This is a genomic window from Kocuria tytonicola (assembly GCF_003687175.1).
Classification (GTDB): Bacteria; Actinomycetota; Actinomycetes; order Actinomycetales; family Micrococcaceae; genus Kocuria; species Kocuria tytonicola.
The window spans coordinates 219,198-243,455 of the sequence record NZ_RDEX01000001.1 but is presented as its reverse complement, the minus strand read 5'-3'; the positions used below and the strand labels follow the sequence as shown (position 1 = coordinate 243,455).

Sequence of the window (24,258 nt, the reverse complement as noted above, 5' to 3'; positions counted from 1 at the left end):
CGGTGGTCCTGGGAGCGGTCCGCCACCACACGGGCCGCACCGGCACGTGAACCGCTCCGGGCCTACTTCCCGGACGCGGTGTTCTTCACGTTCTGCGCGGACTCCTTGGCGGATTCCTTCAACCCGCCGGCTTCCGCCTGGCCCTGGGACTTGACGTCCTGGGCGCCGGACTGGGCGGTCTCCTTGACGGACTGCGCGGCCTGCTGCGCCGGTTCCTTCAGGTCCTGGGCCACGTCCTGAGCGGCGCTCTTGACGGATTCCGCGGCCTGCTGGGCGTGGGGCTGGAGGCGGTCGGCGGCGTCGGCCACCAGCTCCTGCTCCTTCTGGCTGGAGGGCAGGAGGGAACCCACGAGCCAGCCGGCGCCCAGGGCGATCAGGCCCGCGGCGAAGGGGTTGCCGCGGGTCTTGGCCTTGGCCATGGCGGGGGCGTTGCTCACGGCGTCGCGGGCCTGGTCCACACGCTCGGACGCGGTGTCCCGTAGCTCGTCCATGGTGTCGCCACCGCTGCGGCGGGCATCCTCGGCGGAGCCCATGACGCGCTCACGGGCATCCTGGAACTTGCCACGGACCTTGTCCTTCTGGCGTTCCACCACGTTCTCGGGGGTCACCTTCTCGGCCACGGCGTCCACGTCGGAGCCCAGCCGCATGCGGGTGGCCTCGATCTCAGCACGGATTTCTTCGGGGGTCTGCTGGCTCATGGGGTCTCCTTGGAGGGGTTCACGGTGTCGGGGATCTCGGTCACGGTCTCGCGCGTCTGCGCGAGGGGATCCTTGGTGGCTCGGGCGAGCTCGAGCTGGCCCTGCTTCAGCTTCTTCTTGCCGATCGCGGCCAGAACGGCAGCGCAGATGGCCCACAGCACAGCCACGATCAACGCCGCCCATGCCAGGTTCATCACGTTGCCCAGCGCCCACATCAGGGCCAGGGAGAGGAACAACAGGACGAAGTGCCCGGCCACGCCGGCTCCGCCCAGCATCCCGGCGCCCTTGCCCAGGACCTTGCCGGAGTCCTTGGCCTGATTGGCGCTCTGGGTGACCTCCGCCTTGGCGAGAGCGATCTCCTGCTGGATGAGAGTGGTGAGGTTGACGCTCAAGGACTTGAACATCTCACCCAGGGACTCGCGCTCGGCGCGCTGCTCGGCCGGCGTCGGGGGAATGGGATGGCTCATCGACGGTTGTCCTCCTGGTCCGGGTAGGTGGTTCCGGGAACGCGGTCGGTGTACGTGCGGGCGGGGTCGGACGGGGCGTTCATCGCGTACGTGTCACCCCCGGTGCTCGTGCGGGGCGCCGTGGCGGTGGGAGCGTGGTGCTCCGTCCGCTCGGCGGGATCGGCGGCACCGAAGTACTCCTTGACCCCCTGCTTGTCGGTCGCGACGTCGTCGCTGTCCTTCACGCCGCGCGTGGCGCGTCCGGCGAGCAGGCCGATGCCCGCGGCCAGGGCGAGGAACGTCCCGGGGCGGCGTGCCGCGAACCGGCGGACGTCCCCGAGCAGCGCCTGCGGGTCCTTGTTCTCCAGGGACGAGGCCAGGGAGTCCACCTGCCCAGACACGCTGCCCAGCAGCCCGGTCACGTACGAGGACTGGGGCTTCTCACCCTTGGACAGCGCAGTGATCTCGTCACTGATCGACCGCACGGTGGCGGCCACGCGCTCCTGCTGCGGGCCCACGTAGCCCTGGACGTCCTCCTTGAGCTGGCCGAAGAGGTTCTGGGCCTGCTGGGTGGCCTCGTCCTTGACCTCGGCGGCCTTGTCCTTGGCGGTGTCCAGCACGCGTTCGCCGGACCCGGCGGCCTGGTTCTTCAGGTCTGCGGCCTCGTTCTTGCCTTTCTCGGCCACGACGTCCTTCTTATCCGGGCCCTCGTTCACGGGGGTGGCCCCGGAGTTTCGGTGAGCCGGGCGAGCATGAGGGGAGTTGCTCATGGTGGATCCTTCCTGTTGCGCGAGGTGCTTGTAGTAAGCACCCATATTATTGACGACCCCGTACGGATTGCGGAGCATTTTCCCGACTGCGCGCAATGTTTCACGCAGCGGTGGTCGAGTGAGGAGTTCCTGCAGAACCGGCCCCGCACCGAGTGGTGCGGGGCCGGTTCGTGCGCGGAGTGGACGTCCGCTACTTCTTCTTGCTGTTCAGGCTCTCCTCGTACTGGGCGAGGGCCAGGCCCACGCTCATGAACGTGGGCGCCCAGTGGCCCACGAAGATGCCCCAGCGGTCCGACTGCGCCTTGGAGTCGTCGCTCTTGACCCGGGAGATCCCCCACGAGACGAAGGACAGGGCAATGGAGCCCATGCCCGCCGCGTAGGCGTACTCCGAGCGCAGGCCGATGTCGTGCAGTGACTTCACGATCATGATGATGTCCGTTCTGACGGGATGAATGTTCCTGCGGGGCTGGGGGACCCACCATAGGCACGTCGCCCGAAGAATGGTAAGTAGCCTTACGGGTGTGTTTTCCGCCGCCTCGCGCCGGGTGGCACGGCATGGCGGGGCCGGGGGGCCTTCCACCCGCGGCGTGGCAGGGTGGACCCATGACGGATTCCGGAATGCCGAAGGTGCTCGTGGCCGGGTGCGGGGACGTGGGCACGGCCCTGGGCCTGCGGCTCGCACGGCGTGGCGGGAGGGTGATCGGGGTGCGGCGCCACGCGGCCGCGCTGCCGGCGCCCATCGAGGCCGTGTCCCTGGACCTCACCGACCCGGGGGACGAGCGGCTGCCCGCGGTCGACGCCGTCGTCGTCACCCTGACCGCCGACGGCCGCGACGTCGCAGCCTACGAACGCACCCACCTGGGTGGGCTGCGGGGGCTGCGGCGCGCGCTGGGCGAGCAGAACCCGCGCGTGGTCCTCGTCTCCTCCACCGGGGTGCTGGGGGGTGGGGACGGCGAACGGGTCACCGAGTCCACCCCGCCCGACCCGCAGCGGCCCACCGCGCACGTGCTGCTCGCCGCGGAGGATCTGGCCGCGGAGCTGTTCCCGGACCTCGTGGTGGTGCGGCCCGCGGGCATCTACGGGCCGGGGCGCACGTCCCTGGTCCAGCGGGTGCGCAGCGGCAAGCCACTGAACCACCGGCGCGTGACCAACCGGATCCACCGGGACGACCTCGTGACGGTCCTTGCCACCGTCCTCTCGTCCTCCGAGCCGCCGCGGCTGCTGCATGCCGTGGACCACGACGCCGCCCGGCTGGGCGAGGTGGCCGCCCACCTCGCGCACCGGCTGGGTGTGCCCGTACCCCCGGACGACTCCGCGCCGGGGGAGGGGCCGCTGGGGAAGACGGTGGACGGTGCGCTCGTGCACGCGTTCGTGCCGGACGCGCAGTGGCGGTACCCCACGTTCCGGGAGGGGTACGACGCGCTGCTGGCAGAGGGGCCGGGGACTGCGGGGCGGCCGGTGCACTCCGGTGCTCCTCACCGGGGTGCCGCGGCCCCGTCCGCCGGGCACGCCGGTGAGGCGCCCGGACCGTCCGGGATCGACCCCTGGGGCCGGCCGAGCACCGGGGGCGGTGCCTGAATGGGCGCGGACACCCACTGGTTCCTGCCGATCAACCCCGCGGCCCACCCGGAGCACATGCCCACGGACTGGCGAACCCGCGAGGACGCCACGGCGGTGTGGGAGGCCATCGGGCGCTCGCAGCCCGTTGACCGCTGGTGCCTGCGCACGGGCTTCCGCACCATGAGGGCGGGGGACGTGATCTGGGCGTACCTGTCCAAGCGGCAGGAGCTGTGCGCGGTGGGAACGGTCCGGCGGACGGCCTTCGAGGGCACCGCGGACGGAGGCGGCTGGTACGTCTACGTGGACTGGGACGAGCACCGCACGGCGCAACTGTGCCGCCACCCGATCCCTCGGTCCGCGTTCGGGCAGGTGCCCATGTCGGTGGGGCGGGTGGGCCCGATCCCGGCGGCAATGCTCACGCAGCACCTGCTCGAAGACCAGCGCGGTCCGGTCAGGGGCATGCCCCGGTGAGCCCCGGCACAGTGTTGCGCCCCATGACACCCGCCTGGATCTGAGGTCTCCCGGGGAGTTGACTGGCACGCACTCCCCGGACCGTCACCTCTTCGACATCTGACACTCAACGCACTCGGGGGAGGGTGCAGGAAACAGGCAGATACTCATGATCCTTACCGGACTCGTCCTCGGTGCCGTGCTGGGCATCGTGATGCAGCGCGGCCGTTTCTGCGTGACGGGCATGCTGCGGGACATCTTCCTGCAGCGCTCGTGGCGCACGTTCACCGCTCTGCTCGTGGTGATCTCGGTGCACGCCGTGGGGCTCACCGCGCTCACCTCCCTGGGAGTGATCTCCCCGGACTACCCCTCCTTCATGCCGCTGGCCGTGGTGGTGGGCGGATTCATGTTCGGTGTGGGCATCATCCTGGCCGGCGGCTGCGCCTCCGGCACGTGGTACCGCTCCGGTGAGGGACTGGTGGGTTCGTGGATCGCGCTGGCCATGTACGCGCTGTCCGCGTCCGCCATGAAGACCGGCGTGCTGAAAGGCTTCACCTCCGGGATGAAGGAGTGGGACACCGGGCTCACCACCATCCCCGGCGCCCTGGGCGTCTCCCCCTGGCTGTTCGTGATCGCGCTGGCCGCGGTCACCGGCGTGATGGTGCGCCACTTCCGCAGCCGCGAGAAGTCCACGGTCAAGCCCGCCCGCCTGGGCAACCGCCCCGCGTGGAAGCGCCCCCTGCACGTCTACACCGCCGGCGCGCTCGTGGGCCTGATCGGCGTCGTCGCGTGGCCGCTGTCCGCGGCGACCGGGCGCAACGACGGCCTGGGCATCACCACCCCCACCGCCAACCTGCTCAACTTCCTGGTCACCGGCGCGGACAAGAAGCTGGACTGGGGTGTGATGCTCGTGCTCGGCATCCTGGTGGGCTCGTTCATCGCCGCGAAGTCCACGGGCGAGTTCCGCGTGCGCGTCCCGGACGCCACCACCACCGTGCGCTCCATCGCGGGCGGGCTGCTCATGGGCGTGGGCGCCGCGCTCGCCGGCGGCTGCACCGTGGGCAACGGCATGGTCCAGACCAGCCTGTTCACGTTCCAGGGCTGGATCGCGCTGCTGTTCATCGCGCTGGGCGTGGCCGCGGCCACGAAGATCTGGCTCAAGGCCACCGTCACCCAGCCCGAGCGCGGCTCGGACGGGGACACCTACTCCACCGCGCAGAGCCTCGACCACACCGTGGACGCCACCGCCCCGGACGACACCTCGATCGACGCCGCTCCCACCGCGGGCGCGCCCCGCACCCCCGGGACGAACGTGTTCTCGGGCTTCGCCGCGGCGCCCACCGCGCTCATGGTCAAGGACCCGGCGGGTGCGCCGTCGCAGAAGCTCACGGACCTGGGCAACGGCTACTACGCCCTGGACTCCCTCGGCGCGGTGTGCCCGTTCCCGCTGATCGAGGCCAAGGACGTGATGCAGACCCTGCACTCCGGAGACCACCTGGTCATCGACTTCGACTGCACCCAGGCCACCGAGGCCATCCCCCAGTGGGCGGCCACGGACGGTCACGAGGTCACCGACTTCGTGGAGAAGGGCGACGCCAGCTGGCAGATCACCCTCCAGAAGGGCTGACCCGCCCCGCTCTTGCGCTCACGACGCCGCCGCGCCACCTCTGCGCCCAGCGCCCCGCCTGCCGGGGGCCGGGGCGGGGAGGGCGCGGCGGCGTCGTCGTGCGCGCGGCGTGGCTCAGGTGCGGGCGTCCTGCCGCGCGCGGTGGCGCATGTCCCGCAGGGCCACGGCCAGGGCGAGGAGCACCACGAGCACCACCACGCCGAGACCCACCGCGATGCCCACGGACCAGCCCTGCCCGGCAATCACGCCGTAGGCCACCGCGGTGATCATGGCGATGCCCACGGCGGTGCCCACGCGCTGGCCGGTCTGCATCACGCCACCGGCGCTGCCCGCGTACTCCAGCGGCACCTCCGCGAGCGTGAGCGTCTGGTTGGGGCTCACCACCGCGCCCTGGCCGAAGCCCACGAAGCCCAGGGTGAGCACGAGCCACCACTCGCTGACGTTCCAGGAGTCGTGCAGCAGGATCACGGCCGTGCTCAGCAGCAGCCCCACCACCACGCTGAGCATGCCGAGGACCACGATCCTGCGGCCCATCCGGCTCACGCGGCTGCCGGCCAGGTTGGAGGCCACCGCGCTGGCGATCGCATTGAGCAGGCCCACGCAGCCGGCGGCCAGGGCGGTGTGGCCCAGACCCTGCTGCATGTAGAGGGTGATGAGCACCCACACGCTCGTGATGCCCAGGAAGTACAGCGAGATCAGCAGGGTGCCGTTGAGGAAGCTGCTGACCCGGAAGATGTCCAGGTCCACCATGGGCTGGTGCCCGGAGGCCTTGAAGCGCTTCTCCCACGCGATCCACAGCGCCAGGAACACGGCGGCGACCGCGAGCAGCGCCCACACCCACGGACTGGTGCCGGGGGAGCCGGTCTCGATGAACGGGAGCAGGGTGGCCAGCAGGGCGACACCCAGCAGCACCGCGCCCGTGGGATCCATCTCCCGCAGGGCATGTCCGATGGTGGTGCCCTCGGGCCTGCGCAGCAGCGGCCGGGGGAACCAGAGGAACGCGAGCACGAGTGCCACGATGCCCACGGGGACGTTCACCACGAACAGCCACCGCCAGCCCTCGGACGCGCCGCCCGTCTGGATCAGCAGACCGCCCAGAACCGGGCCGATGGCCACGGAGACACCCACGGCACTGCCCAGCACGCCGAACGCCTTGCCGCGCTCCGCTCCCTTGAAGTACTGCTGGATCATGGCCACGCCCTGCGGGTTGAGCAGCCCGGAGCCCACACCCTGCACGAAGCGCGCCACGATCAGCATGGTGGGGTCCGGGGCCAGGCCCGCGGCGATGGAGGACAGCGTGAAGAGGGCCACCCCGAGCATCCACAGGAACCCGCGCCCGAAAACGTCCCCGGCACGCCCACCCGCCACCAGGACCACCCCGAAGGTCAGGGCGTAGCCGGAGAGGATCCACTGCAGCTGGGACTCGGAGGCCCCCAGCCCCTCCTGGATGGAGGGCAGGCCCACGTTGATGATGCTCACGGCCACCAGGGACATGAAGATGGCCACGAGCAGCACCGCCAGAATCCGCCACCGCCGCGGATCCGTGCCGTGGGCGTACCTCCGGTGGGTGTCCGGGTCCGGACGCGGACTGAGGATGGGCAGCTCGCCCGTTCCCGTGGCGGGGGAGCGTTCGTGCCAGGTCTCGCCGGAGTCCGGACCGCGGTGGGAGTCAGAGGTCATGGGGGAAGTATGCGCCGGGGTTCCGACGCGCCCAGCGGACCTGTTCGTTCGCAGGAAGTGCTTGCCGGGCGCATGCTCCCCCGGGTCGTCCGGGGGCGGGTTTGGTCTGGGGCACTCGGGGCGGCCATCCTGGTTGAATGACAGTTGAACTGGTGATCCTGGGACTGGTGGTCGTGACCGCTCTGGCGTTCGACTTCACCAACGGATTCCACGACACCGGCAACGCGATGGCCACCTCCATCGCCACCGGGGCGCTCAAGCCCCGCACGGCAGTGGCTCTGTCCGCCGTGCTGAACCTGGTGGGTGCGTTCCTGTCCGTGGAGGTGGCCACCACGGTCACCAAGGACGTGCTGCTCATCCAGACCCCGGACGGCGGGCTCGTCTCCGGGCTGGACCCCACCATTGCGCTGACGCTGATCTTCTCCGGGCTCATCGGGGGCATCCTCTGGAACCTGGCCACGTGGCTGTTCGGGCTGCCCTCCAGCTCCTCGCACGCCCTGTTCGGCGGGCTGATCGGGGCCGGTCTGGCCTCTCTGGGCGTGGCCGGCGTGAACTGGGGCGGTGTGGTCCAGAAGATCCTCGTTCCCGCCGCGCTGGCCCCGTTCATCGCCGGGTGCGTGGCCGCCGTCGGGACCGCCCTGGTGTACCTCATCGGCCGGAGGGCGTCGCGGGCGCACCGGCACCGGGGGTTCCGCTGGGGGCAGGTGGGAACGGCGTCGCTCGTCTCCCTGGCCCACGGCACGGGTGACGCGCAGAAGACCATGGGCGTGATCGCCCTGGCCCTGATCGCCCACGGCAGCCTCAGCGTCCAGGGGATCGAGGAGAGCGGCCTGCCGGTGTGGATCATCGTCAGCTGCGCGGTGGCCATCGCGCTGGGCACCTACCTGGGCGGCTGGCGGGTGATCCGCACGCTCGGCAAGGGTCTCGTGGAGATCGAACCCCCGCAGGGCATGGCGGCGGAGGCGTCCTCGGCGGCCATCATCCTGACCTCCAGCCACTTCGGCATGGCGCTGTCCACCACCCACGTGGCCACCGGCTCCATCCTGGGTTCGGGCGTGGGCAAGCCCGGCGCGCACGTGCGGTGGGGCGTGGCCGGGCGCATGGTCGTGGGCTGGCTGCTCACTCTCCCGGCCGCCGCCGTGGTGGGAGCGGTGTGCTTCGTGCTCGCCCACGCCGTGGGGGGTCTGCCCGGCGCCGTGGTGATCTTCCTGCTCCTGGTGGTGGCCTCCGCCGGGATCTTCGCGCGGTCCCGGCACCAGAAGGTGGACCGCCACAATGTGAACGCGGACTGGGACGAGGAGACCCACTCCGTGGTTCCCGCCGACCCCGACCGTGCCGACATCCAGGAGGTGGCCCGCTCATGATCGCCGAGATGGCCCGATCCGCCCTCGCCGTGCTGCTGGCAGGGCTCTGCTTCGGCGCCGGGCTGCCTGCACTGTTCACCGTGGGCATCGCCCTCTGGAGCCGTGCCACCCCGCAGCCCGGACCGGACGGGACGGCCTGCCGCCGCGGCGTCGCCCTCGTGGGTGCCGTGCTGTGCTTTGCCATCGTGCTCGCCGCCGTGGTGATCGGAGTCCTGTGGATCACCCGCAAGAGCTTGGACCACTACCTAGGGATCTCGGTGTTCGGATGATGACCTTCGACGCGGCACTCGACCACATTCGCGCCGCCTACCCGCACGGCGTCCCGCGCGATCAGCACGCCCCGCTCGCGGAGCTGCTGGCCCGCACGGTGGGCCCCCACCGCACCGAGCGGCTGCTCGAGACGCTGGGGCTGCCTGCGGGGGACCTCCTGGGACCGGCGGCGGCATCCGAGACCCAGCTGGGCGACGTCGCCGCCGAGCTCGCGCGCGCCGGCTGGCCGCTCGTGGGGGCGAGCCAGGACGAGGTGCCCCGGCAGCCGGGGTACGTGGCCCGGGTGATGAACTGGCTGCGTGCCGACTACCCCAACGGGGTGCCCGCCCAGGACTACCTGCCCGTGCTCGCGGTGCTGCGCCCGCAGCTCGCGGAGGAGGACATGGCCGCGATCGCGGAGCAGCTTGCTCAGGACGCCCGCGCCCACGGTGTGGCCCCGTCCGAGGCCGATGCCCGAGAGGCGATCCACCGCGCCACGGAGGACGAGCCCAAGCCCGAGGAGCTGGAGCGCGTCCGCGCGATGCTCGCGGCGTACGGGTGGCCGTTCGAGGGGGAGTAGGGGTTCGTGCCCCGCGGGTGGACGGGCCGTTCCGAACGGTCGGGGTGGGTTCTGCCCTGCGGGCGGGGCCCCGCAACGGTGGCCCGACGCGTCAGGGGAAGGTCGGTCACCGATAACGCATTTTTCGTTGGTGGAAGCTCGCCTCAGACGCGGTGCTTGCGCGGCCTCGGTCGTCTCAGCTCTGCTCGCGCAGCAGCCGCGCGGCATCCCGGTAGTCCTCCAGGTACTCCAGCTCGGCAGCCGCCTCCCGGTCCAGAAGCACGGTGGTGTGTGGATGGAACTGCAGCACGGACGCGGGGCAGCGCGCACTGACCGGCCCCTCCACCATGTCCCGCACGGCGCGGGCCTTGCCGCTGCCCACGGCAAGGAGCACGATCTCGCGGGCTGCGGAGATGGTGCCCAGCCCCTGGGTGAGGCACAGGCGGGGAACCTCCTCCCCGTGGTTGAAGAAGCGGGAGTTGTCCGCGCGGGTCTGGCGTGTCAGCGCCCGCACGGTGGTGCGGGAGGACAGCGAGGATCCGGGCTCGTTGAACCCGATGTGCCCGTTGGTCCCGAGGCCCAGGATCTGCAGGTCGACGCCGCCCGCTGCTGTGATCGACTCCTCGTAGCGCTGGGCCTCGGCCGCAGGGTCCGGGGCGTCTCCGCGGGGAGTGCGCAGCCGCTCCACCGGCAGGTCCACGTGGCTCACGAAGTCCCGCAGGATGGTCGCTCGGTAGGACTGCGTGTGCTCGGACGCGAGTCCCACGTACTCGTCCAGGGTGAACGCGGTGGCACCCGCGAAGCTGAGACCCTCCTCCCGGTGCCTGCGGATCAGCTCCCGGTAGGCGGGCTGGGGTGTGCCGCCGGTTGCGAGACCGAGTACCGCGGGTCCCCGCCGCACCCGGCGCGTGACCAGGTCTGCGGCGGCCACGGCGACCTCAGCGGCGGAGTCGCACAGGATCACGTGCATGCTCGCTCCTCACTCGGTGACGGGTGCGCCGTTCTTGACCACGGTTCCGACCGTCAGGTCCTGTCCGGCGACCACCAGGTCCGCGCGGGCCCCGGCACCCAGGTGGCCGACGTCGTCGAGACCCAGGGCGCGGGCCGGGGTCCACGACGCCGCGGTCACGGCGCACGGCAGGGGGATGCCCCAGTCGACGCAGTTCCGCACGCCCTCGATCAGCCGGCTGGTTCCCCCTGCGATGGCACCGTCCGTGGAACCGGGCTGGTCCGGATCCAGGCGGGCGACGCCGCCGCTCACGCCCACCTTCAGCGTACCGAGCGTGTAGTGCCCGTCCGCCATGCCCGCAGCCGCCATGGCATCGGTGATCAGCGCGACGGCCTCGGAGCCCACCAGGGAGAAGACCATGCGCACGATCTCCGGGTCCAGGTGCACGCCGTCCGCGATCAGCTCCAGAACCATGGACTCCGGGTCCTCGCGAGCGTTCTCCAGGAGCACGGGCACGGGCCCCGGCGTGCGGTGGTCCAGGGCGGGCATCCGGTTGAAGAGATGAGTTGCGGTCCAGGTGCCGCCCGTGAGGTCCGCGGCGAGGGCGTCGTGGGTCTGGGCGGCCGTTGCGGCGGTGTGCCCGATGGAGGGCACGACACCGTACGCTCGGCACAGTGCCACGAGCTCGGAGAAGCGCGGGGTCTCCGGCGCCAGGGTCATGGACCGCACGGTTCCCTGGCCCTCCCGCAGCCACTGCTCCAGCAGTTGCGGATCCCCGGGGATGATCGCGTGCGGATCCTGGGCACCGCACATGGACTCCGTGATGAACGGCCCTTCCAGGTGCAGCCCCGTGAGGTCCCCGCGCTGCACGAGGGGGCGCAGCGCCCGGATCTGCTCCAGCAGCACGTCCGACGGCGCGGAGACCAGCGACGCCAGCACCGACGTGGTGCCGTGGGCCGCGTGGTGGCGGGCCGCGCGGAGGCTCCCGGGGACGTCCGCCGAGAACGTGGCACCCGCACCGCCGTGGCAGTGCACGTCCACCAGGCCGGGCAGCACCAGGGGAACCCGCCGGGCGGCGTCGCGCAGGGCGGCGGGGGCGTCGTCGGCGGGACCGCACCATGCGATGTGCTCGCCCTCGACCACCACCAGACCGTCCCGCACCGTGGGCTCACCGGGCAGACCCGTGCAGAGCTCGCCCCGCAGTGCCCAGGGTGCGCTCGCGGGAACGTCGCGGGGGGTGAGCACGGGATCAGGCGACATGCGTGTCCTCCGTGGCCGCGGCGTCGTCCTCACGACCCGGGGTCTTGAGGTTCCAGCGGCGGATCACGAAGCGGAAGAGCACGTAGTAGACCACCGCGTAGCCCAGCCCGATGGGGATCAGCAGCAGGGGTTTGGTGGCGATCCCGAGGTTCAGCACGTAGTCGATCGCTCCTGCGGAGAATCCGAAGCCGTCGTGGATGCCCAGGGCGTTGGTGAGCATCATGGACGAGCCCATGAGCACGGCGTGGATGATGTAGAGCGGCCAGGCCACGAACATGAAGGAGAACTCGAGCGGCTCGGTGATGCCGGTGAGGAACGCGGTGAGCCCGGTGGAGAGCATGATGCCGCCCACCACCTTCTTCTGCTCGGGGCGGGCTTCCTGCCAGATGGCCAGCGCTGCGGCAGGCAGGGCGAACATCATGATGGGGAAGAACCCGGTCATGAACACACCGGCGGAGGGGTCCCCGGCGAAGAACCGGTTGAGGTCGCCGTGCGCACCGTTGTAGTCGCCGAGGATGAACCACACGATGGAGTTCAGGATGTGGTGCAGACCCAGGGGGATCAGCATCCGGTTGAGGAATCCATAGAGACCGCTGCCCACCACGGCGTTCTCGGAGACCGCGTGGCCCACCGAGGTCAGGCCACGGTCAAAGAGGGGATAGATGAACGCCAGCACCACGCCGATCAGGATGGCCGCCACCGCGGTGAGGATGGGTACCAGGCGCCGCCCGGAGAAGAAGCCCAGCCAGTCGGGAAGCTTGGTGCGGTGGAAGCGCTGCCAGATCAGCGCCGTGGTGAGACCCATGATGATGCCCGCCAGCACGCCGTAGTCGATCTTCGGGGCCTTGCCCGCCACCTCTGCCGTGCCGAGCACCAGGGGGGTCATGGCCTCGAAGACGTTGGTCATCACCAGGTAGCCCACCACCGCGGCGAGGGCGGTGGAGCCGTCGCCCTTGCGGGCGAAGCCGAAGGAGATGCCGACGGCGAAGATCAGGGGGAGGTTGTCGAACAGGGCCCCACCGGCGGCGCTGATCACGTGCGCCGCGGTGGCGAACCACCCGATGCTCCCCAGCAGGTCGTCCTGCCCCAGGCGCAGGAGGAGTGCCGCCGCGGGCAGCGCCGCAATGGGCAGCATGAGGCTCCGCCCGAAGCGCTGCAGGTTCTGGAGGGACTTGCCGCTGCGCTTGGGTTTGGCTGCGCCGGTGGCCGGCGCGCTGCCGGCGGCGGGGGTGTTCTCCGCGGTCATGGGGGCCTCGTTTTCTCCCGGGAGCACGCTTGTCCCCGGTGCCGGGAATCAGTAGTGTCGTGAACACTGGTTATAACCAGTGATGACCATCACTGTGATGTGCGGGCGAGCGCTTGTCAACCGTGGGATGGACCGCTCCGTGCGGTCCCGCGGGTCCGTGCGTCCGGAGACACCGAGGAGACACGATGTCCAAGGCCGAACAGATCCTTGCCGCACTGGGTGGCGCGCAGAACGTGGAGGAGATCGAGGGGTGCATCACGCGCCTGCGCACCGAGGTGTCCGACCCCTCCCTGGTGGACCAGGCAACCCTGAAGGCCCTCGGCGCGCACGGTGTCATGGCGGCGGGCACGGTGGTCCAGGTGGTCGTGGGTCCGGAGGCCGAGAGCTTGGCCGAGGACATTCAGGACCTGCTGTGAACACCCCGGGCGCGCTGGTCGTCCGGGCGCCGCTGTCCGGGAAGCTGGTGCCGCTCTCCGAGGTGCCTGATCCCGTCTTCGCCCAGGGGATGGTGGGACACGGGGTCGCCCTGGAGCCTCCGACCTCTGAGCACTCCGTGACCGTGGTGGCCCCCGTGTCCGGGCGGATGCTCAAGGTCATGCCCCACGCGTTCGTGGTCCAGGCTCCCTCCGGAGCGGGAGTGCTGGTGCACCTGGGGATCGACACCGTGAAGCTCGAGGGCAACGGTTTCACCGTGCGCGTGGCCAAGGGTGATCAGGTGCACGCCGGGGATCCTCTGATGGACGTGGACCTGACCGTCGTCCGGGAGGCGGGTCTGAGCGCGTGCTGCCCCGTGGTGGTGCTGGATGCCGCGGAGGATGCCATCACCGCGCGGTCACAGGACGAGGACGTCATGGCGGGTCAGGACCTCTTCGCCGTGTCCCTGTGACGCCCCACGGCCCGGAGCTGAAGCACGAGCGCATCCGGCACCACCTCCGGGCCCTGGCCACCCGCGAGCTGCGCCCCGGGGACAAGCTGCCCGGGGAGCGCGTGCTCGAGGAGCAGCTGGGCGTCTCGCGCATCACCGTCCGCCGGGCCATCTCGGACCTGGTCGGAGAGGGCGTGCTGGTTCGGGTCAAGGGAAAGGGCACTTTCGTGTCCCACGGACGGGTGCGCTCCGATCTGCACCTCGCCTCCTTCAACGAGGACATGCTCTCGGCCGGGCACCGACCCACCACACGCATCATCACCGCCGGGCCCGAACACCCGGGCGGGGCGGCGGCTGCCCACCTGCAGGTTCCAGAGCCGGCGGAGGTCCACCTGCTGCGGCGGCTGCGCCTCGCCGACGGCCAGCCCGTGAGCGTGGACGAGTCGTGGCTCCCGGGGCACCTGCTGCCCGGTCTTTCCGCCGCGGACCTCTCGGGTTCCCTGTACGGGTTCCTGGCCGCCCAGGGCCACCCGGTGACCCACGTGGAGCAGACGGTGGAGGCGGCGTCGGCATCCGCAGAGATGGCGCAGTGGCTCGACATCGACGACGGGTCCCCCGTGCTGCTGTTCCGTCGGCGCTCCTTCTCGGACTCGACGCCCATCGAGTACTGCGTCTCCACCTACCGGGCAGACCGCTACCAGCTCTCGATGCGTCTGACCGTCTCCTCCCAAAGCTGACGGGGAAGGCGAGGGGCCCGACGTCGCCCACGAGCGTCGTCGGGCCCCTCTCACCGTGGAGGGTGGGCCGGGGTCAGGCCGGGTTCATCGAGCGCGGGGCACCCATGCCCGGGTCCACCTGCGCGGGTCCGCCCGCGGAGGGGCGGATGTCCACATCGAAGATCTCCGTGGGCAGGTACACCGTGGCGCACGAGTTGGGGATGTCCACCACGCCGGAGAAGCGGCCCTCGATGGGTGCCGCACCGAGCAGCAGGTACGCCTGCTCCTTGGACCACCCGAACTTGGCGAGGTAGTCGATGGCGTGCAGGATCGCGCGCTGGTAGGCCAGCTGCGAGTCGAGGTAGCGCTGCTCACCCTCCAGGGTCACGGAGGTCCCGGAGAACGCGAGCCACTCGGAGTACACGGGGCCGTTGCGACCGGGCATGAAGATGGCGTTCTCGGTGACCCCGTAGGCCTCCATGCCGCCCTTGATGACGTCCACGTGGATGTCGATGAAACCGCTCATCTCGATGCCGCCGCAGAACGTGATCTCGCCGTCCCCCTGGGAGAAGTGCAGGTCACCCACGGACAGGTGCCCGCCGGAGACGTACACGGGGTAGAACACGCGGGAGCCCTTGGTGAAGTTCTTGATGTCCTGGTTGCCGCCGTTCTCCCGCGGGGGAGCGGTGCGGGCGGCCTCCCCGGCCACACGGTCGAACTCCGCGCCGCTCAGCGAGCCCAGGATCGCGGAGTCCGGCTCGGGCGGCAGGGCCAGCGGGGGCACGCGCTGCGGATCGGTGGCGATCAGGTCCTCCTCACGCTTGTTCCACTTCCTCAGCAGCTCCGCGGACGGTGCGGTGCCCATCAGGCCCGGGTGCACCATGCCCGTGAACTTCACACCGGGGATGTGGCGGGAGGTGCACTCGCCGCCCCGGAAGTCCCACACGGCCTTGTACGCGTCCGGGAACTGGTCCACCAGGAAGCTGCCGCCGTTCTTCTGCGCGAAGATCCCGGTGTACCCCCAGCCCTGACCGGCCAGCGGCCCCTCCTCCTGCGGGATCGGTCCCACGTCCAGGATGTCCACGATCAGCAGGTCCCCGGGCTCCGCGCCCTCGATCCGGAACGGCCCGGACAGCGCGTGCACCTTGTTGAGGGGAGCGTCCCGGATGTCGTCCGCGGAGTCGTCGTTGACGATCGCGCCGTCGAACCACTCGCGGCAGTCGATCCGGTAGCTCTCCCCGCGCTTGAGCGTGGCCACGGGCGGGATGTCCGGGTGCCAGCGGTTGTGTCCGGTGAGCTTCTGCTCGGTGAAGGGCTTGGTGGAGTCCAGCGGGAAAATCACTTCTGGCATGGTCCGTGACCTTTCTGGAGAGCCCCGCGGGCGGTTCCCGCGCGGCAGTGCGGGGATGCTACGGCCGCGGCAGCTTCGCGTGCCGGGGGTCGCGGGAGACCCGGGGTGCTGCTCCCGGGGCGCCTGCCTGCCGGGGCACGGATCGGACGACGTCGGGCGCGTCAGCCGTGCGGGCGGCGTCGTCGATGGCGCGTGCGCGCGGGGAGTTCGCGCGGGACAGGCCCACGGCGGAGAACACGCGCCGGGCGGCCGCGCCGCACGCGGGGCAGGCCTGCGCGCGCGGGACCTGCGCCATGGCATGGTGCGCGTCGAAGGGCCCGCAGGCCTCGCACCGGAACTCGTAGACGGGCATGTGCCGCTCCCTTCGCATGTGAGCCACGATACAGCCGGGGGTTTGCGGGGAACAGAGGTCTTGTGCGCCGCGGCCCGCCACTCTGAGGTGTAGAACCACCACGCAAGCGAGCCGCGAAACGGGCGCTTCCACACCTGGGAATCAGGCGACGACGCCGCACGGTGCGCCGGGCGCGCGAGCCGTCGCGGCGGCGTCGTCCCCGGCTCCGCGCGGGCGGGAGGCGGGGCAGGGCGGCGCCCGGCCGGCGTCGTCGTGCCCCGCCGCCGCGCGTCAGTTCAGCGGGCCCACCGCGGACTCGACCGTGCGCACCAGGCGCCCCGAGGCCACGTAGTCCTCGGCGGCCTCGATCTCCGGTGCCATGAAGCGGTCCTCGCCGGGCGCGCCCACGCGGCCGTCCAGGTCCGCAATGACCGCCGATGCCGCCGCGCCCGGTTCCAGGGGCGCGCGCAGGGCGATCGCGCGGGTGGAGGTGAGCAGCTCGATGGCGAGCACCCGGCGCAGGTTCAGCACGGCCTGGCGCAGCTTGCGGGCCGCGTGCCAGCCCATGGACACGTGGTCCTCCTGCATGGCGGAGCTGGGGATGGAGTCCACGGAGGCCGGCGCCGCGAGGCGCTTCATGTCCGAGACGAGACCCGCCTGGGTGTACTGCGCGATCATCAGCCCGGAGTCCGTGCCGGGGTCCTCCGCGAGGAACGGGGGCAGGCCGTGGGAGCGGGCCGGGTCCAGCATGCGGTCGGTGCGGCGCTCGGACATGGACGCCAGGTCCGCAATGGGGATGGCCAGGAAGTCCAGCACGTACGCCACGGGGGCGCCGTGGAAGTTGCCGTTGGAGCTCACGGTGCCGTCGTCCAGGACCACGGGGTTGTCCACGGCCGCGGCGAGCTCCTGCTGCGCGACGGTCAGGGCGTACGCCGCGGTGTCCCGGCTGCCGCCCGCCACCTGGGGGGCGCAGCGCAGGGAGTAGGCGTCCTGCACGCGGTCGTCACCCACGCGGTGGGAGGCCACGATGCCGGAGCCCTCCAGCACCTTGAGCATGTTCGCGGCGGCATTCTTCTGGCCGGGGTGGGGGCGCAGCGGCTCGTGCAGCTCGGGGACGAACACGCGGTCCGTGCCCAGCAGGCCCTCCACGGAGAACGCGGCGGTGATGTCCGCGGCGGTGAGCAGGTTCTGCAGGTCCGCCAGCGCCATGATGAGCTGGCCCAGCATGCCGTCCGTGCCGTTGATGAGGGCCAGGCCCTCCTTCTCGGCCAGGGTCACGGGCTGGATGCCGGCCTCGGCGAGCAGCTCGGGGACGGGACGTTCCGCGCCGTCGGGCCCGGTGGCGCGGCCCTCGCCCATGAGCACCAGGGCGCAGTGCGCGAGCGGTGCCAGGTCACCCGAGCAGCCCAGGGAGCCGAACTCGTGGACCACCGGGGTGATGCCCGCGTTGAGCACGGCCAGCATGGTCTCCAGGGTCTCCACGCGGATGCCCGTGTGCCCCGAGGCCAGGGTCTTGGCGCGCAGGAACATCAGCGCCCGCACCACCTCCCGCTCCACCACCGGGCCGGTGCCCGCGGCGTGGGAGCGCACCAGGGACTTCTGCAGCCGCGTGCGCTTCTCCAGGGGGATGTGCTTGTTGGCCAGCGCGCCGAAGCCGGTGGAGATGCCGTACGCGGGCACGTCCGACGCCGCCAGCTCGTCGATGTGGCGGCGCACCGTCGCCACGTGCTCGCGGGCTTCGTGGGTGAGCTCCACCCGGGCGTCGTGGCGGGCGACGGCGACGACGTCCGCGACGGTCGCGCCGGACGAGCCCAGCTGCACGGTGGTGGGCAGGTCGGTGTCGAACGTGGTCATGGGGAGGGGTCCTTCCGGTCGGTGGTGGTTGGCGAGAAGTCTGTCAGGGCGGTGCACGCGCGGCGCAGGGGCCGTGAGCTAGGTGAGCAGTCGCACCAGGGGAGTGGCGATGAGGATGGTGAGGGCCACGCGCTCGAACCAGATGACCACCAGTGACCTGATCGAGACCGGGATCTCGGTGGCCAGGATGGAGGGGACGAGCGCGGAGAAGAAGATGATCGCGGAGACGCACACGATGGCAATCACCATGCGCAGCGTGAGGGACTCCTGCCCGGCCACGAGGGTGGCGGGGAGGAACATCTCCGCAATCCCGGTGGCCGACGCCTTGCCCGCCAGCAGCGGCTCCGGCAGTCCCACGACCCAGGTGAACGGTACGAACAGATACCCCAGCCAGTCGAAGATCGGGGTGTAGCGGGCCAGCACCAGCCCGATCAGACCGATCGAGAGGATCGAGGGGAGGATGGACATGGCCATCTTCAACCCGTCCCTGAGGTTGTCCCACACGTTCCGCCCGAGACTCGGGGCGGTGTGCAGCGCCTCGCGGGCCTCGGCCCAGGCATGGTGGAAGCGCCGACCGGTGACCAGTTTCTCCGGCTGGTGTTCGACGCCGGGGTAGGGATCGTCCGGAATGCGGCTCAGCGGGGGGATCCGCACCGTGATGGCGGTGACCAGGAACGTGACCACCAGGGCCAGCCAGAAGTAGAGCAGCCAGTGGTCCATGAGGTCCAGGGCCTTGGCCACGATCACCATGAAGCTCGCGGACACGGTGGAGAAGCCCGTGGCAATGATGACCGCCTCCCGTGCGGTGTAGCGGCCCTCGCGGTACACGCGGTCGGTGAGCAGCAGCGCCAGGGAGTAGCTGCCCACGAAGGACGCCACGGCGTCGATGGCCGAACGCCCCGGAGTGCGCCACACGGGACGCATGACCGGCTGCAGGAACACCCCGATGAACTCCATGAGTCCGTAGCCGATCAGCAGGGCCAGGAACACGGCGCCAATGGGCACGATGAGCCCCACAGGGATGACCAGGGAGTTGAAGAGGAACGGGCCCATGTCCTTGGCCATGAGCCAGTCCGGGCCCACGCCGAACACCAGGGCGCAGCCCACCACCAGGCCCAGGATGTTCAGGAAGGCGAACACCGTCTTCACCGGCGAAGCCCGCCAGGCGCCCGTGACGAACGGGTACACCGCGCCCGCGAGGATCACTGCCAGCGCGTAGTAGGGCACGGCGGCGCCCACGTTCTCCCGCAGCCACGTGACGATGTGGTCCAGCGGAATCGTGCTCTTGCCGCCGAGCGTGACGGGGACGAAGAACATGAAGATGCCGATGGCGCTGTACAGCACGAAGCGCAGCACATCGGCGCGGTTGGTGCGCGCGGGTTCCTGGAGCGTGCTCATCTCACATCCTCGTGACGAGTGGTTCAGGGGCGGGGCTCGTGCCCAGCAGGGCGTTCAGCAGGCAGGGGTGGCCTGCGGGCGGCCCGGGATCGGATGACCCCGGGCCACTCAGCGCGGTCAGACCTCCCGGCGGCCCGCCCGCCACACGCCCCACGTGAGGGGCATGCCGGGGCGGTAGGCCAGGTGCACCGCGGCGGGTGCGTCCAGGACGTGCAGGTCTGCGCGGGTGCCCACGGCCAGGTGGCCCACGGCGGGGCGGTCCGGGGCGGAGACGTCCCGGCGCAGCGCCTTCGCGCCACCGAGCGTCGCGGCCCGGACGGCCTCCTCCACCGTGAGCTCCATCTGCAGCACGGCGGTGGCCACGCAGAAGTTCATGGACGTGGTGTAGCTGGTCCCCGGGTTGCAGTTGGACGCGATGGCCACCGTGGCCCCGGCGTCCAGCAGCTTCCGGGCGGGGGCCAGCGGCGCCCTGGTGGAGAGGTCGCACGCGGGCAGGACCGTGGCCACGGTGGCCGAGCCGGCCAGCGCCGCCACGTCCTCGTCCGAGAGGAAGTTGCAGTGGTCCACGGACGCCGCACCCAGCTCCACGGCCAGGGCCACGCCCTCACCGGGGCCGATCTGGTTGCCGTGCACGCGCAGCCCGAGCCCCGCGTCCCGGCACGCCTCCAGCACGCGGCGGGACTGCTCCGGGGTGAACGCACCGCGCTCGCAGAACACGTCCGCCCACTGCACGTGCGGGCGCACGGCCTGGAGCATGGGTCCGCACACGGTCTCCACGTAGTCGTCCGGGTCCGCGCCCTCGGGCACCAGGTGGGCGCCCAGGAACGTGACCTCGTCCGCGGCGTCGGCGGCGATCCGCGCGGCGCGCAGCTCCTGCTCCACGTCCAGGCCGTAGCCCGTCTTGGTCTCCAGGTACGTGGTGCCACCGGCCACGGCGTCCCGCACCCGCCCGGCCACGAGGCCGCGCAGGGTCTCGTCGCCGGCCTCGCGGGTCGCGTTCGTGGTCACGCCGATGCCACCCGCCGCGTATGCCTCACCGGCCATACGTGCGGCGAATTCGGCGCCGCGGTCCCCGGCGAACACCAGGTGCGTGTGCGAGTCCACCCAGCCGGGCAGGACCGCGCGGCCCTCCACGTCCGTCGCGCGGTCTGCGGCGGGCGCCTCGGACGCGCGGCCCACCCACGCGATCAGCCCGTTCTCGACGACGACGGCCGCTTCCGTGAGCACGGAGTCCGCACCGCGGGCGGGGTCCACGGTGTGCAGCTCGCCAATGCCGGTGATGAGCTCGGAGCCACCAGCGGACGACGCCGCCGGGGGCGCCTGCGCGCCCGGGTGACCGTCGGCGCGGTGGCCGCGTGCGGCGTCGTCGTCCCGGCCTGCGGGGGCGTGGCCGGTCACTGGTCCGCCTGGCGGGTGGCCGCGAGGTCGTTGTGCATGGGGATGTTGACCCCGCGCTCGTCCGCGACCTCCACGGCGCGCTCGTAGCCGGCGTCCGCGTGGCGGATCACGCCCATGCCGGGGTCGTTGGTGAGCAGGCGCTCGAGCTTCTGAGCGGCGAGCTCGGTGCCGTCCGCCACGGAGACCTGCCCCGCGTGGATGGAACGGCCGATGCCCACGCCGCCGCCGTGGTGGATGGAGACCCAGGTGGCGCCCGAGGACGCGGCGGTGAGCGCGTTGAGCAGCGGCCAGTCCGCGATGGCGTCCGAGCCGTCCTTCATGGACTCGGTCTCGCGGTAGGGGGAGGCCACCGAACCGGAGTCCAGGTGGTCACGGCCGATCACGATGGGCGCGGAGACCTTGCCCTCGGCCACCAGCTGGTTGAAGAGCATCCCGGCCTTGTGGCGCTCGCCGTAGCCCAGCCAGCAGATGCGCGCGGGCAGGCCCTCGAACTCCACGTGCTCCTGGGCGGCGTCGATCCACTCGTGCAGGTGCTTGTTGTCCGGGAAGAGCTCCTTGATGGCGGCGTCCGTGACCTCGATGTCCTTGGGATCGCCGGAGAGCGCGACCCAGCGGAACGGGCCGAGACCCTCGCAGAACAGCGGGCGGATGTACGCCGGGACGAAGCCGGGGAACTCGAACGCGCGGGTGTAGCCGGCGTGGCGGGCCTCGTCGCGGATGGAGTTGCCGTAGTCGAAGACCTCGGCGCCCTCGTCCTGGAACTCCACCATGGCCTGCACCTGGGCGGCCATGGCCTCCTGGGCCTTCTTGGTGAAGCCCACGGGATCGGCCTTGGCCTCCGCGTCCCACTGCTCCACGGTGAACTCGGTGGGCAGGTAGGAGAGGGGGTCGTGCGCGGAGGTCTGGTCCGTGACGACGTCGACGGTGATCTCACCCGCGCGGTGGCGGCGCAGCAGCTCCGGGAACACGTCTGCGGCGTTGCCCACGTACCCGACCGACAGCGCGCGGCGCTCGGCCTTCGCGGCGTTGACCTTGGCGAGCGCGGTGTCCAGGTCCGTCTCCACCTCGTCAAGGTAGCGCTTGGACTGACGACGCTTCAGGCGCGTCTCGTCCACGTCGACGACGAGGCACGCGCCGCCGTTCAGCGTCACGGCCAGCGGCTGGGCGCCGCCCATGCCGCCGCAACCGCCCGTGATGGTGAGGGTGCCGGCGAGGGTGGGCTCCTGCAGGCGGCCCTCCTCGTAGAGCTTGCGGGCGACGGCGTAGAACGTCTCGTAGGTGCCCTGCAGGATGCCCTGCGTGGCGATGTAGATCCAGGAGCCAGCCGTCATCTGGCCGTACATCATGAGGCCCTCGTCCTCGAGCTTGCGGAACTCCGGCCACGTGGCCCAGTCGCCCACCAGGTTGGAGTTGGCGATCAGCACGCGAGGGGCCCACTGGTGGGTGCGGAACACGCCCACCGGCTTGCCGGACTGGACCAGCAGGGTCTCGTCGTCCTCGAGCTCCTTGAGGGTCTTCACGATGGCGTCGAACGCCTCCCAGCTGCGGGCCGCACGGCCGGTGCCGCCGTAGACCACGAGGTCATCGGGGCGCTCCGCGACCTCCGGGTCCAGGTTGTTCATCAGCATGCGCATGGGAGCTTCGGTCTGCCAGCTCTTGGCGCTGATCTCGGTGCCGCGCGGTGCGCGGACGGGGCGGGCGTTGGGCAGTGCCATGAGGGGTCCTCCTGGTGCGGGTCGGTCCGGGGCGCGTGCGGCCGCGGACGGGGAATGAGTACATGGGACCACGGGCGGTGACGGGGGTCACGGGCTCTGGAGGGGGTTGTGTCTGGGATGCCAGACAGGGGCGGACGGGGACTCTGTGGCTGAGGACCATTTGCAGTGAAGCAGCAGTAGGGGCGCAGAGGATCTCAGGAGCGGGACATTCGCCTTTCCGTGCCGGGCAGGGGAGCGTCCCCACCGGCGCACAGCGCCCGGCACCCGTGGCGGACCGGAGTTCAGCTCTTCGAGATGGTCATGAAAGTCGTTGTTCCGGGAAATGGATGTTTGTCCCCGTTTCGGAGGGCAGAGGTTTGGCCGCATGGCCATTGTGGGGCCCTGGGGACCATGTTGTGCTGGATGAACAGCACCACGAATCGTCCATGCGAAACGGAGCGAGCCAAGACATGCACACCGCCACGAAAAGAATCGCGCAGCCCATCCTTGCGGGTGTCACGATGGGGGCCCTCGCCATTTCCTTTCTCGGGTCCGCGCCGTCTCAAGCCGCTGAACCCGCAAACACCAGTCTGAGTGCGAGCGACGCACAGGGTGCTTCCCAGAAGAACTCCCCGGAGGTGCAGGCCCAGGCGGCCAAGATCAAGGCCTTGAAGGAGGGGCAAAAACTTACTTTCACGGGCGCGGACAAGGCGCAGATCACTGTCACGAAAGAAAAAGGCCAACTGAGGGTCGAAACGCCTTACGACGGCAACCGGTCCGTGTGCGGCATCACCATCGCCACTGCGATCACGGGCCTAGGGGCAGTGGGGCTTTTCGCCTTGGCCGCAACCTTGGGGCCGGGGGAGATCGCGGTCGTTGCGGGCGTTGAGATGACCGCAGAACAGCTGGGGTTCGCCGCCGGTTCGATCGGGTCGTTCTCCGCCCTCAGTGCGTGGGCTGACTCGAAGTTCTGCCAATAGGAGTATAATATGGGCATGTTGTCATCTTTGGCTGTCATCTCTCTGATTATTTCGGCGGGAGCGCTGGTAGTTGGATTGCTTTTTGGATATTCAACCCAAACTCGAAACCTCAAAAGGGCAGCACATGATAAACGCAATATGTGAGTGGGTTATCGTCGGTACGCCACTGTACTTTTTCGTGGGAATCTACATGGGTGGCAAGATCGCGAGATCCCGCTTCCGTAAAATTTCCTGACGTTCCGATGGGAGCCCCGCGTGGCTGAAGGTGGCGCCACGCGGGGCTTTCGCGGACAAGACTCACGCCCCGTTGGCTGCAACGAACGGAAGACCATGAATTACCTCGCGGGCACCCCATCCGAGATCGAGGCACGAAAATCCGGGCATCCGGTGCGAACGAAGGCGGCACAGGACAAGCTCTTTCCTCATGCCGGGACCGTGCAGGTGTCCGGTGAGTACCTGGACTTCTCTGGACTCACAAGACTTCGCCCTGACGAGGTGGTGCGCATCTCGCGGAGGGTCGTGGACAGCTACACCAGGATGACGGCTGCGGGGTCGCGGGGTCAGTTTGGCAGCTTCGGGGCGTTCGGCAAATGGAGAGCACCCGTGGTGGTTGAGCTGCGGACCGGAGAGCCGCTCATCGTGCTCATCGACTTCACCCGCTGGTCGGGAACGACTGCGAACAGGAAGTTCATCGAGGGCCTACGGCAATACTCCTCCTGGAGGAGCAGGGTCGCGTAGTCCTCCAGAGGGCGGACGCTTCAGGACGGTAAGTACCTCATGAAGGGCGCGACCGCTTCACAGGACGGCCGCGTT

General features: G+C 70.5%; 25 protein-coding genes and 1 pseudogene. 12 read left to right on the top strand and 14 right to left on the bottom strand.

Annotated elements, in window-relative coordinates; translation table 11 throughout:
• Positions 1–62 precede the first annotated feature (62 nt).
• The 4 genes from EAE32_RS01145 to EAE32_RS01130 all read right to left on the bottom strand — a co-directional run bounded on the left by EAE32_RS01145 (position 63) and on the right by EAE32_RS01130 (position 2,341).
• Complete coding sequence (locus EAE32_RS01145) at positions 63–698, bottom strand: DUF3618 domain-containing protein (RefSeq protein ID WP_121846784.1); 636 nt, start codon at positions 696–698, stop codon at positions 63–65.
• Positions 695–1,165, bottom strand: a complete 471-nt coding sequence (locus EAE32_RS01140; RefSeq protein ID WP_121846785.1) for a phage holin family protein — start codon at positions 1,163–1,165, stop codon at positions 695–697. Before EAE32_RS01140 ends, EAE32_RS01145 begins: the two co-directional genes overlap by 4 nt.
• Positions 1,162–1,914 carry an ATP synthase subunit B family protein gene (locus EAE32_RS01135; protein WP_124035144.1) on the bottom strand — a complete coding sequence of 251 codons (753 nt, stop codon included), beginning with the start codon at positions 1,912–1,914 and terminating at the stop codon, positions 1,162–1,164. Before EAE32_RS01135 ends, EAE32_RS01140 begins: the two co-directional genes overlap by 4 nt.
• 190 nt (positions 1,915–2,104) lie before the next feature.
• A complete protein-coding gene (locus EAE32_RS01130; protein WP_121846787.1) occupies positions 2,105–2,341 on the bottom strand; it encodes a hypothetical protein in 237 nt (78 codons plus the stop codon).
• A gap of 176 nt (positions 2,342–2,517) precedes the next feature.
• On the opposite strand from EAE32_RS01130, the gene EAE32_RS01125 reads away from it, so the two are divergent.
• The 4 genes and pseudogenes from EAE32_RS01125 (at position 2,518) to EAE32_RS11915 (ending at position 5,551) form a co-directional block, all read left to right on the top strand.
• On the top strand, positions 2,518–3,492 hold the full coding sequence (locus EAE32_RS01125; protein ID WP_243635526.1) for an NAD-dependent epimerase/dehydratase family protein: 975 nt from the start codon (positions 2,518–2,520) through the stop codon (positions 3,490–3,492).
• On the top strand, positions 3,493–3,945 hold the full coding sequence (locus EAE32_RS01120; protein WP_121863908.1) for a hypothetical protein: 453 nt from the start codon (positions 3,493–3,495) through the stop codon (positions 3,943–3,945).
• Positions 3,946–4,093: 148 nt separating this feature from the next.
• Positions 4,094–5,002 (top strand): annotated as a pseudogene (locus EAE32_RS11920) (YeeE/YedE family protein); the annotation flags it as partial.
• Positions 5,003–5,317: 315 nt separating this feature from the next.
• Complete coding sequence (locus EAE32_RS11915; RefSeq protein ID WP_243635633.1) at positions 5,318–5,551, top strand: sulfurtransferase TusA family protein; 234 nt, start codon at positions 5,318–5,320, stop codon at positions 5,549–5,551.
• 114 nt (positions 5,552–5,665) lie between these two features.
• On the opposite strand, the gene EAE32_RS01110 is transcribed toward EAE32_RS11915, so the two are convergent.
• Positions 5,666–7,231: an MFS transporter gene (locus EAE32_RS01110; protein ID WP_121863906.1), complete on the bottom strand. Its 1,566-nt coding sequence runs from the start codon at positions 7,229–7,231 to the stop codon at positions 5,666–5,668.
• Positions 7,232–7,368: 137 nt separating this feature from the next.
• Between EAE32_RS01110 and EAE32_RS01105 the strand changes: the two genes are divergently transcribed.
• From EAE32_RS01105 to EAE32_RS01095, 3 genes are read left to right on the top strand one after another with little or no spacing between them, the layout of a single operon-like run.
• Complete coding sequence (locus tag EAE32_RS01105; RefSeq protein ID WP_121863905.1) at positions 7,369–8,595, top strand: inorganic phosphate transporter; 1,227 nt, start codon at positions 7,369–7,371, stop codon at positions 8,593–8,595.
• Positions 8,592–8,864, top strand: a complete 273-nt coding sequence (locus EAE32_RS01100) for a hypothetical protein (RefSeq protein WP_121863904.1) — start codon at positions 8,592–8,594, stop codon at positions 8,862–8,864. Before EAE32_RS01105 ends, EAE32_RS01100 begins: the two co-directional genes overlap by 4 nt.
• Entirely contained in the window at positions 8,861–9,424 is a 564-nt protein-coding gene (locus EAE32_RS01095; RefSeq protein ID WP_121863903.1) for a DUF3349 domain-containing protein, read from the top strand. Before EAE32_RS01100 ends, EAE32_RS01095 begins: the two co-directional genes overlap by 4 nt.
• Positions 9,425–9,599: 175 nt before the next feature.
• Here the strand turns inward: EAE32_RS01095 and nagB are convergent, their stop codons facing one another.
• Genes nagB through EAE32_RS01080 form a run of 3 tightly spaced genes read right to left on the bottom strand, consistent with a single transcriptional unit; the run spans position 9,600 to position 12,858 of the window.
• Positions 9,600–10,373 carry a glucosamine-6-phosphate deaminase gene (gene nagB, locus EAE32_RS01090; RefSeq protein WP_121845210.1) on the bottom strand — a complete coding sequence of 258 codons (774 nt, stop codon included), beginning with the start codon at positions 10,371–10,373 and terminating at the stop codon, positions 9,600–9,602.
• Positions 10,374–10,382: 9 nt separating this feature from the next.
• The gene (locus EAE32_RS01085) at positions 10,383–11,612 is read right to left on the bottom strand and encodes an N-acetylglucosamine-6-phosphate deacetylase (RefSeq protein WP_121845209.1); all 1,230 of its coding nucleotides are present in this window, start codon (positions 11,610–11,612) and stop codon (positions 10,383–10,385) included.
• The gene (locus tag EAE32_RS01080; protein WP_121863902.1) at positions 11,602–12,858 is read right to left on the bottom strand and encodes a PTS transporter subunit EIIC; all 1,257 of its coding nucleotides are present in this window, start codon (positions 12,856–12,858) and stop codon (positions 11,602–11,604) included. Before EAE32_RS01080 ends, EAE32_RS01085 begins: the two co-directional genes overlap by 11 nt.
• Before the next feature lie 185 nt (positions 12,859–13,043).
• On the opposite strand from EAE32_RS01080, the gene EAE32_RS01075 reads away from it, so the two are divergent.
• The 3 genes from EAE32_RS01075 to EAE32_RS01065 are packed head-to-tail and all read left to right on the top strand — an operon-like array spanning position 13,044 to position 14,460.
• Positions 13,044–13,274 carry a PTS sugar transporter subunit IIB gene (locus EAE32_RS01075; RefSeq protein WP_121845207.1) on the top strand — a complete coding sequence of 77 codons (231 nt, stop codon included), beginning with the start codon at positions 13,044–13,046 and terminating at the stop codon, positions 13,272–13,274.
• Positions 13,271–13,744, top strand: coding sequence for a PTS sugar transporter subunit IIA (locus EAE32_RS01070; RefSeq protein WP_165860320.1), 474 nt, complete (start codon positions 13,271–13,273; stop codon positions 13,742–13,744). The genes EAE32_RS01075 and EAE32_RS01070 overlap by 4 nt, the downstream gene beginning before the upstream one ends.
• The gene (locus EAE32_RS01065; protein WP_121845206.1) at positions 13,741–14,460 is read left to right on the top strand and encodes a GntR family transcriptional regulator; all 720 of its coding nucleotides are present in this window, start codon (positions 13,741–13,743) and stop codon (positions 14,458–14,460) included. The genes EAE32_RS01070 and EAE32_RS01065 overlap by 4 nt, the downstream gene beginning before the upstream one ends.
• A gap of 73 nt (positions 14,461–14,533) precedes the next feature.
• Here EAE32_RS01065 and fmdA read toward each other — a convergent pair whose 3' ends face one another.
• The 6 genes from fmdA to EAE32_RS01035 form a co-directional block, all read right to left on the bottom strand.
• Complete coding sequence (gene fmdA / locus EAE32_RS01060; protein ID WP_121863901.1) at positions 14,534–15,790, bottom strand: formamidase; 1,257 nt, start codon at positions 15,788–15,790, stop codon at positions 14,534–14,536.
• 58 nt (positions 15,791–15,848) lie between these two features.
• Positions 15,849–16,142, bottom strand: a complete 294-nt coding sequence (locus EAE32_RS01055; RefSeq protein ID WP_121863900.1) for an FmdB family zinc ribbon protein — start codon at positions 16,140–16,142, stop codon at positions 15,849–15,851.
• Between the two features lie 270 nt (positions 16,143–16,412).
• A complete protein-coding gene (hutH, locus tag EAE32_RS01050) occupies positions 16,413–17,975 on the bottom strand; it encodes a histidine ammonia-lyase (protein WP_121863899.1) in 1,563 nt (520 codons plus the stop codon).
• 78 nt (positions 17,976–18,053) lie between these two features.
• Positions 18,054–19,373 (bottom strand): YjiH family protein, encoded by a 1,320-nt coding sequence (locus EAE32_RS01045; RefSeq protein ID WP_121863898.1) that lies wholly within the window; start codon positions 19,371–19,373, stop codon positions 18,054–18,056.
• 117 nt (positions 19,374–19,490) lie between these two features.
• The gene (gene hutI, locus EAE32_RS01040) at positions 19,491–20,654 is read right to left on the bottom strand and encodes an imidazolonepropionase (protein ID WP_121864740.1); all 1,164 of its coding nucleotides are present in this window, start codon (positions 20,652–20,654) and stop codon (positions 19,491–19,493) included.
• A gap of 113 nt (positions 20,655–20,767) precedes the next feature.
• Complete coding sequence (locus tag EAE32_RS01035) at positions 20,768–22,486, bottom strand: urocanate hydratase (RefSeq protein WP_121863897.1); 1,719 nt, start codon at positions 22,484–22,486, stop codon at positions 20,768–20,770.
• Between the two features lie 395 nt (positions 22,487–22,881).
• Here EAE32_RS01035 and EAE32_RS01030 point away from each other — a divergent pair, with 395 nt between their 5' ends.
• The gene (locus EAE32_RS01030; protein WP_124035143.1) at positions 22,882–23,445 is read left to right on the top strand and encodes a hypothetical protein; all 564 of its coding nucleotides are present in this window, start codon (positions 22,882–22,884) and stop codon (positions 23,443–23,445) included.
• 330 nt (positions 23,446–23,775) lie between these two features.
• Positions 23,776–24,183 (top strand): hypothetical protein, encoded by a 408-nt coding sequence (locus tag EAE32_RS01025; protein WP_124035142.1) that lies wholly within the window; start codon positions 23,776–23,778, stop codon positions 24,181–24,183.
• The last annotated feature ends 75 nt before the right edge of the window (positions 24,184–24,258 follow it).

Bases quoted from the DNA above. Each gene is read 5' to 3' on its own strand.
- nagB (WP_121845210.1), bottom strand. From the start codon at position 10,373: ATGCACGTGATCCTGTGCGACTCCGCCGCTGAGGTCGCCGTGGCCGCC.
- EAE32_RS01110 (WP_121863906.1), bottom strand. From the start codon at position 7,231: ATGACCTCTGACTCCCACCGCGGTCCGGACTCCGGCGAGACCTGGCAC.
- EAE32_RS01085 (WP_121845209.1), bottom strand. From the start codon at position 11,612: ATGTCGCCTGATCCCGTGCTCACCCCCCGCGACGTTCCCGCGAGCGCA.
- EAE32_RS01075 (WP_121845207.1), top strand. From the start codon at position 13,044: ATGTCCAAGGCCGAACAGATCCTTGCCGCACTGGGTGGCGCGCAGAAC.
- EAE32_RS01035 (WP_121863897.1), bottom strand. From the start codon at position 22,486: ATGGCACTGCCCAACGCCCGCCCCGTCCGCGCACCGCGCGGCACCGAG.
- hutH (WP_121863899.1), bottom strand. From the start codon at position 17,975: ATGACCACGTTCGACACCGACCTGCCCACCACCGTGCAGCTGGGCTCG.
- EAE32_RS01055 (WP_121863900.1), bottom strand. From the start codon at position 16,142: ATGCCCGTCTACGAGTTCCGGTGCGAGGCCTGCGGGCCCTTCGACGCG.
- EAE32_RS01135 (WP_124035144.1), bottom strand. From the start codon at position 1,914: ATGAGCAACTCCCCTCATGCTCGCCCGGCTCACCGAAACTCCGGGGCC.
- EAE32_RS01125 (WP_243635526.1), top strand. From the start codon at position 2,518: ATGACGGATTCCGGAATGCCGAAGGTGCTCGTGGCCGGGTGCGGGGAC.
- EAE32_RS01045 (WP_121863898.1), bottom strand. From the start codon at position 19,373: ATGAGCACGCTCCAGGAACCCGCGCGCACCAACCGCGCCGATGTGCTG.
- EAE32_RS01145 (WP_121846784.1), bottom strand. From the start codon at position 698: ATGAGCCAGCAGACCCCCGAAGAAATCCGTGCTGAGATCGAGGCCACC.
- EAE32_RS01080 (WP_121863902.1), bottom strand. From the start codon at position 12,858: ATGACCGCGGAGAACACCCCCGCCGCCGGCAGCGCGCCGGCCACCGGC.
- EAE32_RS01130 (WP_121846787.1), bottom strand. From the start codon at position 2,341: ATGATCGTGAAGTCACTGCACGACATCGGCCTGCGCTCGGAGTACGCC.
- EAE32_RS01120 (WP_121863908.1), top strand. From the start codon at position 3,493: ATGGGCGCGGACACCCACTGGTTCCTGCCGATCAACCCCGCGGCCCAC.
- EAE32_RS01095 (WP_121863903.1), top strand. From the start codon at position 8,861: ATGATGACCTTCGACGCGGCACTCGACCACATTCGCGCCGCCTACCCG.
- EAE32_RS01025 (WP_124035142.1), top strand. From the start codon at position 23,776: ATGAATTACCTCGCGGGCACCCCATCCGAGATCGAGGCACGAAAATCC.
- EAE32_RS01140 (WP_121846785.1), bottom strand. From the start codon at position 1,165: ATGAGCCATCCCATTCCCCCGACGCCGGCCGAGCAGCGCGCCGAGCGC.
- EAE32_RS01100 (WP_121863904.1), top strand. From the start codon at position 8,592: ATGATCGCCGAGATGGCCCGATCCGCCCTCGCCGTGCTGCTGGCAGGG.
- fmdA (WP_121863901.1), bottom strand. From the start codon at position 15,790: ATGCCAGAAGTGATTTTCCCGCTGGACTCCACCAAGCCCTTCACCGAG.
- EAE32_RS01105 (WP_121863905.1), top strand. From the start codon at position 7,369: ATGACAGTTGAACTGGTGATCCTGGGACTGGTGGTCGTGACCGCTCTG.